8 protein-coding genes are annotated in these 7332 nt (G+C 58.8%); 1 reads left to right on the top strand and 7 read right to left on the bottom strand.

All coding sequences use genetic code 11. The features are described from left to right. Positions 1-178: 178 nt before the first annotated feature. The 3 genes from pilV to HBN63_RS20065 all read right to left on the bottom strand — a co-directional run bounded on the left by pilV (position 179) and on the right by HBN63_RS20065 (position 1728). On the bottom strand, positions 179-652 hold the full coding sequence (gene pilV / locus HBN63_RS20075) for a type IV pilus modification protein PilV (RefSeq protein ID WP_170050636.1): 474 nt from the start codon (positions 650-652) through the stop codon (positions 179-181). After that, on the bottom strand, positions 652-1113 hold the full coding sequence (locus HBN63_RS20070) for a GspH/FimT family pseudopilin (protein WP_262499064.1): 462 nt from the start codon (positions 1111-1113) through the stop codon (positions 652-654). Before HBN63_RS20070 ends, pilV begins: the two co-directional genes overlap by 1 nt. Positions 1114-1212: 99 nt before the next feature. Next, the gene (locus HBN63_RS20065) at positions 1213-1728 is read right to left on the bottom strand and encodes a GspH/FimT family pseudopilin (protein WP_170050634.1); all 516 of its coding nucleotides are present in this window, start codon (positions 1726-1728) and stop codon (positions 1213-1215) included. 66 nt (positions 1729-1794) lie between these two features. Between HBN63_RS20065 and thiO the strand changes: the two genes are divergently transcribed. After that, positions 1795-2913, top strand: coding sequence for a glycine oxidase ThiO (gene thiO / locus HBN63_RS20060; protein ID WP_170050633.1), 1119 nt, complete (start codon positions 1795-1797; stop codon positions 2911-2913). A 55-nt stretch (positions 2914-2968) separates the two neighbouring features. On the opposite strand, the gene HBN63_RS20055 is transcribed toward thiO, so the two are convergent. From HBN63_RS20055 to HBN63_RS20040, 4 genes are all read right to left on the bottom strand, one after another. Next, positions 2969-4306 carry a sigma-54 dependent transcriptional regulator gene (locus HBN63_RS20055; protein WP_090249359.1) on the bottom strand — a complete coding sequence of 446 codons (1338 nt, stop codon included), beginning with the start codon at positions 4304-4306 and terminating at the stop codon, positions 2969-2971. Positions 4307-4308: 2 nt separating this feature from the next. Then, the gene (locus HBN63_RS20050) at positions 4309-5898 is read right to left on the bottom strand and encodes an ATP-binding protein (RefSeq protein WP_170050632.1); all 1590 of its coding nucleotides are present in this window, start codon (positions 5896-5898) and stop codon (positions 4309-4311) included. After that, a complete protein-coding gene (locus tag HBN63_RS20045; RefSeq protein WP_170050631.1) occupies positions 5888-6133 on the bottom strand; it encodes a PP0621 family protein in 246 nt (81 codons plus the stop codon). Before HBN63_RS20045 ends, HBN63_RS20050 begins: the two co-directional genes overlap by 11 nt. 211 nt (positions 6134-6344) lie before the next feature. Beyond that, on the bottom strand, positions 6345-7328 hold the full coding sequence (locus HBN63_RS20040) for an outer membrane protein assembly factor BamD (RefSeq protein WP_170050630.1): 984 nt from the start codon (positions 7326-7328) through the stop codon (positions 6345-6347). Between the last annotated feature and the right edge of the window lie 4 nt (positions 7329-7332).

Genomic DNA, 7332 nt, shown 5'->3' with positions numbered 1-7332 from the left:
AGCGGCAACATCAGGAACTGGGTGCTGGCACCAATCGTGTGCCTGAACCCGGAGCGGGAAGCGGTACTGCAGCAAACATCAAAGGCAGCGTGACACGCTCACGCGACAACTACCTTGAAAATCGCCGTGATCAAAATTGCCACCATCAGCTCGATAAGGGAGAGGCCTCGTTGATTGTTCATAGGTCGACCCTCAGGGTGAACGACTGGGTGACTGTGTTGCCTTCGCTGTCGGTCGTGAGGTTGCCCGCTTCTTGCCAAATGATGCTGATTTGGTACTGGTTATCGTTGCTACGTGTTATGGCCGCCGTAGCCTCCGGAATACCATCAGCCAAAGCTGCTCGCCAGTCATGAAGATCTGTCTGTGCCTGTTCTCCGGGGGTGCAGTTTGTGCATTCGGGATCACTGGTGGCTGTCGCGTTAGCGGCCAAGGTATAGGCGTTTGTGGTAACCGCCTGCTCTTGGTTTGCCCGCATGCGTTCGATCAAGTCATATGCAAGCATGCTGGCTTGGCTGCGCTGATAGGCGTTCTGGCTGGACTGCATGCTGTTCAGCAGCAGGCTAGCCATGCCAAGTAGGCCGACGGCAAGTATTACGAGAGCAATCAGAATTTCGATTAAGGTGAAACCTTTGCTGGGGGCGTGTTTTTTCATTAGCAGGCACTCCCGCTACAGGCTTGGCCGATGGCATTGACTGTGATCTGTCGTGACTGAGGGCGGGAGTCGGACGTGGTGATTGTCGCGGCGCTTGTCGTGCCGTCAGCATTATATTCCACGTTGTTGCGTGAGGCGGTGATGGTCACTCCGGCGCTTGCCGGGGGGATGATGCGTAAAAGTGTATTGCCGCGCATCACCAGGGCCCCATTACTCCAGTTGGTACTGTTGGCGCAGGCGTTGTTCGATGCGTTGGCGGCGCATGTGGTGATGCTTGAACGTTGCATTACAGCTTCGCTACGAGCAAATTGCAGTGTGCCTAGCAGGCTGTTGGTGGTGCTGTTCAAGCGATTGTCGAGCATCATGCTGCGGAAGCCGGGTGTGCCAATCGCTGCCATTATGGCGATGATGGCTATGACTATCATCAGTTCGGTCAAGCTAAATCCATTGCGCTGGTGCATTGCTGTGTATCCGCGGGAGCCCACGCAAATCCTAATCTACGACCACGGAAAACGTATCGGTTGCTGGACAAGCGAGCTGATCGGGCGACGAGCTGTAATTTAGTTGCAGCGCGCATCGCGAGGGGCTGCTTGAGTTCTCGCTCTGCCTGTTAAATTGATTACGATTTGCGTGGCAGGTGTATCTTTATGGCAAAGGGTGAGCGTGCCGTTTAGTGCCCGGGTGGTGCCGTCGGCTTCGAACTGTAGGTAGGGGCGGCTGCGAAAATTTGACCAGCGCCAGCTATAGCCTTTCTGCATGGGGAGTTGTTGCAGGAGATCCTCACCGCTGTCGAGTTGGCCGTTGTGGTTGCGGTCATCGAAGACCAGCAACTGGTCCTGCCAAGCTTGTTCGGAGCGGCAGAGGGCGTCTCCAGAGCAGAGTGCAATGGTCTTGCGCCCCATCACTGCCGAGCCGCGGGCATAATGCAGGGTGCCTAGCAGTTGGTTGACGGCTTGCGCTTGCTGATTGTGTTGCAGTGTTGAGGTAAAAGCGGGTAATGCCGAAGTGAGCATGATGCCGCCAATTAATAGGCAAGCCATCAGCTCGACCAGCGTTTGGCCGTGCATCCTTTTCATGATTCCAGCTTCCTTGCCAGATTATTGGGTTAACGCTATCGACGTAGTGTAGGGCGGATTTTTCGAATGCCAAGTTTTGACGAAACAAGGGTGATGGTGGTAGGGGGTGGAGTTGTTGGCTTGTTGAGTGCTTATGGCTTGGCCGTTAGCGGTGTATGGGTGACCTTGCTTGATCGTCAGCAGGTTGGTCAGGAATCCTCTTGGGCCGGCGGGGGGATCGTTTCACCGCTCTACCCCTGGCGTTACAGCCCGGCGGTAACGGCGTTGGCGCATTGGTCGCAGGATTTTTATCCGCGGTTGGGTGAGCAGCTACTGGCGCAGACGCGGATTGACCCTGAGGTGTATGTCACCGGGTTGTATTGGCTTGATCTTGATGATGAGGCAGAGGCGCTTGCCTGGGCGCAGCGTGAGGGGCGGCCGCTGCGGCGTGTGGATGTCGCGGTGGTAGAGCATGCGGTGCCGGCGTTGGCTGAAGGCTTTGGGCGGGCGGTGCGGATGGCGGATGTGGCTAATGTGCGTAACCCGCGCTTGGTCAAGGCGCTGCGGGCTGCGTTGCAGCAGATGCCGAATGTCACCTTGCATGAGCACTGCGCGGTCAGTGGTTTTATTCGCGAGAGTGGGCGTATCACGGGCGTGCACACCGCACAGGGTGATATGTATGCCGATCAGGTGGTGCTCGCGGCTGGTGCCTGGAGCGGTGAGTTGATGACGACCCTCGGCATCGAATTGCCAGTGGTGCCGGTCAAGGGGCAGATGATTCTGTACAAATGTGCCGAAGACTTTCTTCCTGCCATCGTGCTGGCCAAGGGGCGTTATGCGATTCCGCGGCGTGATGGTCATATTCTGATTGGCAGCACCCTTGAGCATGCGGGTTTCGACAAGACACCGACTGACGAAGCGATGGCCAGTTTAAAAGCTTCCGCAATCGAGTTGTTGCCGGCGCTGGCGGATGCCGAGGTGGTGGGGCATTGGGCAGGGCTGCGGCCTGGTTCGCCTGAGGGCATTCCGTTTATTGGGCCTGTGCCGGGTCATGAAGGCTTGTGGCTGAACTGCGGGCATTATCGCAATGGGCTGGTTCTGGCGCCGGCGTCCTGCCAATTGCTGGCGGACCTGATGCTGGGGCGTGAGCCTATTGTTGATCCGGCGCCTTATGCGCCTACTGGGCGGTTGGGTTCGACTTGTTGAGTGTTTCACTGCGAGGGGCTTGCGGCTAAAGCCCCTCCAACAATTAATGCTCGGTTTAGTCGATACCGAGCTTCTTCAGTCGATAGCGCATCGAGCGAAAACTCAGGCCCAGACGCTGCGCAGCAGCCGTGCGGTTCCAGCGGGTTTCTTCCAGAGCTTGCATGATCAGTTTGCGCTCGATGGCTTCCAGGTAGTCTTCCAGGTTATCGATCTGTGCGAGGTTGGCTTCGCCGTTCTCACTGATTGGCACGCTGTCGGCCAGGCGCAGGTCGCTGGTGGTGATGCGATCGTCTTCGCACAGGGTATAGGCGCGTTCGAGCATGTTCTCCAGCTCGCGCACGTTGCCCGGAAAGCGGTAGCTTTTGAGTTTCTCCAGCGCGTCGTCATCCAGCTTGGCTGGGCTAAGGCCTGTGCCCTCGGCCAGGCGCTTGAGCATGATGCCTGCTAGAAGGGCAATGTCCTCGCGGCGCTCGCGCAGGGCGGGTACGCGCAGTTCGATCACGTTTAGGCGGTAATACAGGTCCTGGCGGAAACGTCCGGCCGCGACCTCCCCGGCCAGGTCCTTGTGGGTGGCGCAGAGGATGCGTACATCGACAATCAGCTCTTGCTGACCGCCCACGGCGCGTACGGCTTTTTCCTGAATCGCGCGTAGCAATTTAACTTGCATTGGCAGCGGTAGGTCGGCCACTTCGTCGAGGAACAGCGTGCCGCCGTTGGCTGCTTGAAACAGGCCTTGTTTGTCTTCGATGGCGCCGGTAAAACTGCCTTTTTTATGACCGAAAAACTCGCTTTCCATCAGCTCGGTGGGGATGGCACCGCAGTTGACCGGGATAAAGGGCTGATCGCCACGTGAGCCTTGCTCGTGGATCAGGCGGGCGACCAGCTCCTTGCCGCTGCCAGATTCGCCGCTGATGTACACCGGTGCCTGGCTACGTGCGAGCTTGAGGATCTGCTTGCGCATGGCCTTCATCGGCGGTGAGTCGCCGAGCAAGCGGCTGTCCACCGGCAACTCTTCGCCATCGGCGCTGCGCAGGCGCAAGGCGGCGGCAACCAGTTCACGTAGGCGGCCGAGGTCCACCGGCTTGGTCAGAAAGTCGAATGCGCCGGCTTTCAGGGCGTTAATTGCAGTATCCAGGCTGCCATAAGCGGTGATCATCGCCACGGGCACTTGCGGGTGGCGCAGCAGAATATGTTGCACAAGCTCAAGGCCTGTGCCATCAGGTAGGCGCATATCGGTCAGGCACAGGTCGAAGGGCTCTTTCGCTAGCCATTCGCGGGCTTCCTTGACGTTGCGCGCGCTTCGGGTGTCGAGCTTCATGCGCCCCAGGGTGATTTCCAGAAGTTCGCGAATATCCGGTTCGTCATCGACGATCAAGGCTCTCTGGCGGGTCATGGTCAGCTCAGTTTGCGCGGGTGGGCGAAGGTGATGCGTAGGCAGCTGCCGCCACCGTCACGCAGTTTATAGTCGAGGCGTGCCTGGTTGCTTTCGCACAGCTCGCGGGAAATATACAGGCCCAGGCCGGTGCCCTTGTTTTCTGTGGTGTAGAACGGTTCGAACAAGTGGTGCAGTTGCTCTTCGGCAACGCCAGGGCCGTCGTCCAATACCTCGAGTACCGGTAGCTCGCTTTCTGGGTCGCGGAACAGCTTCAGCCAGACCTGCCCATGCTTGTTCTTTTGTGCGCTGTAGCGCAGACCATTCTCCACCAGATTGCTCAGCACCTGTGTGAGCTGGTGCGGGTCCATCCGGGTTTGAATGCTGCCGCTGGTGGTTTCCAGGTGGAGTGTCTGCCCGGGAGCCGCACTGCTGCGGAATTCACTGGCGAAACGGTGTAACCAATACTTCAGATCGAGCAGTTGTGGTTCGGCCTGGCGCCGTCGCGACAGTTGCAGGACGTTCTCGATCACCAAGTTCATTCGTCGCGAGTGATCCTGGATGATCTGCGCCAGGCGCAGGTCCGGACCTTCCAGCTCTTCGGATTCCTGCAGCAGTTGTGCTGCGTGGCTGATTGCGCCCAGGGGGTTGCGAATCTCATGGGCGATACCCGCTGTGAGGCGGCCCAGTGAGGCGAGTTTGAGCTGCTGCGCCTGCTGAGCGATCTGTGAGATGTCGTCGAGAAAAATCAGGGTGTGTTTATGCTCGCCGCGCTGCAGAGCAATAAAGCTAGGTTGAAGCACTCGGCCATCGGCTGCGGCTTGTAAGCTGGCGGGGCGCAAGCTGGGGTTGTGCGACCATTGCTGCATGCGTTTGATCAGTTCTGGGCAGTGTGGGTCGAGAATCTTGCCGGTCAGGTCGGCATGCCCCAGCAGGTGGTTGGCTCCCTGGTTGGCCAGTAATACGCGGTGCAGTTCATCCAGCACCAGAATGCCGGTGCGCATGCGCTGCAGGATCAGGCCGTTCAATGCTTCTAGGTTGGCCACGTCGGCAGCACGCTGCTCGGCCAGGCTTTCGCTGACTTGCAGGCGGCGTGTCAGTCCCTGCACAAACAGTGCAGCGGCAAAGCACAGCGCGCCAAGCGCACCGGCCTGTACGTACTGCGCGGCAGCAGCCGGTCGGCTAAGGCTGAGGTAGAAGGTTAGGTAGATCATGCCTGTTGCTGCGGCTGCGGCAATCAGTAGGCCGATACGCCCACGCAACAGGATATTGGCGATCGCCACGGCAACAATCAGCAGGTTACCGATGCCGCTGGGCGTGCCGCCGGCGGCATAGAATAGGCCTGACAGCAGAATTACATCGACCAACGCCAAGCTGAATACTTGCGCCAGACCTTTAGGGCTGCGCACGGTGGCGATAATTAGAACGTTAAGCGCCAGATACAGCCAGCTGCCATTGCGAAACAGCGTTGGGTGCATCATTTCCAGCAGTTCGCTGTCCAGATTGCTGGATACCAGCAGCGCCAGGGTGATGCCGATCACCAGGCGGTACAGGTGATAGAGCCGCAGGATTCGCCTGCTTTGCTCTCCGCTCAGGGAAAAATCAGCGCTCACCGGATTGTGGGCCTTGCTCTAAATGCGCCTGGCTGCAGAACCATTGTTCGCCCTTTGCCAGCGCGTGATCGCGTGGGACATGGGTGCCGCAATGTTCGCAGCGCACCATGGTGGTAGGGGCTGAGCTGGTGTTGCGGTCTTCAGGGCGAGGGTTTGTTGGCCTAGTAAAGCGTCGCCACAGCCAAAACGAGGCCGCAATGATGGCAATCCAGAACAGTAAGCGGAACAGGCCCATGGCGCTCTCTTTCTATCGGGAAGCGGGCAGTTTAGCTAACCCGTCTGTGTGCGCCCAGCATTGAAGTCGTGCGCTGAGTGTTGTTTTCCGCCGCTTTGAGCGATAAGCCGCGTTTGGTGGTGACGGCGGGCTTACTTGCCGTTCAGCTTCGGCCATCTGGCCAATAAAAAGGGAGGCCTAAGGCCTCCCTTTTCCACTGCGTTTTGCCGGCTTAGTCGAACAGGGCAAAGGTCAGGTAGCTGAACCAGGAGCGGCTCGGTTTTTCTTCGCTGGTGCCAGCCTTGAGGTCATCCGGGATTTGCTCTTCGGCATCTTCGTATTGGCGAATCACATCCTGGCTGGCGCGGGTTTCACCCGGTGGCAGCGGGGTGTCAGTTTCAATCAAGCCCAAGGTCGCCTTTGCCAGCCAGGAGCGACTGTCGGCTTCTTCTTCGCGCGGGACAAACTGGCCGTCAACTAGGCTTGGGTGGTCCGGGTAGTTGAGCTTGAGAGTTTCCAGGCTGGTAGCCGCCAGGTCATCCAGGGTCAGGCGCTGGTAGGCCTCGGTCATTACCGCAAGGCCGTCGCCGACTGCTGGGGTTTCCTGGAAGTTTTCCACCACATAGCGGCCACGGTTGGCTGCTGCCACATAGGCGTTACGCGTCAGGTAGTAGTGCGCCACGTGAATCTCATAGGCGGCCAGCAGATTGCGCAGGTAGATCATGCGCTGCTTGGCGTCTGGTGCGTAGCGGCTAGTCGGGAAGCGGCTGGTGAGCTGAGCGAACTCATTGTAAGAGTCGCGGGCGGCGCCCGGGTCGCGCTTGGTCATGTCCAGCGGAACGAAGCGGGCAATCAGGCCGCGGTCCTGGTCAAACGAAGCCAGGCCTTTGAGGTAGTAGGCGTAGTCAACATTGGCGTGCTGCGGGTGCAGGCGGATAAAACGGTCCGCTGCGGACTTGGCCGCTTCAGGCTCAACGTTCTTGTAGTAAGCGTAGATCAGCTCCAGCTGCGCTTGCTCGGCATAACGGCCGAACGGGTAGCGCGACTCCAGTGCCTTGAGCTTGGCGACGGCGCTGGTGTAGCTATTATTATCCAGGTCGGCCTGTGCCTGCTGGTAGAGTTCGGTCTCGCTCAGGTTTTCGTCGACCACCTCTTTCGATGAGCAGGCGGCAGTGAGGGCGAGGATTGCGATCAGCAGCAGGTGTTTCACTTGCATGGCG

The organism is Pseudomonas sp. WS 5011 (assembly GCF_012985775.1).
Taxonomy (GTDB): domain Bacteria; phylum Pseudomonadota; class Gammaproteobacteria; order Pseudomonadales; family Pseudomonadaceae; genus Aquipseudomonas; species Aquipseudomonas peli.
The sequence above is the reverse complement of the archived record's forward strand: the minus strand, read 5'-3'. Positions and strand labels throughout refer to the sequence as shown.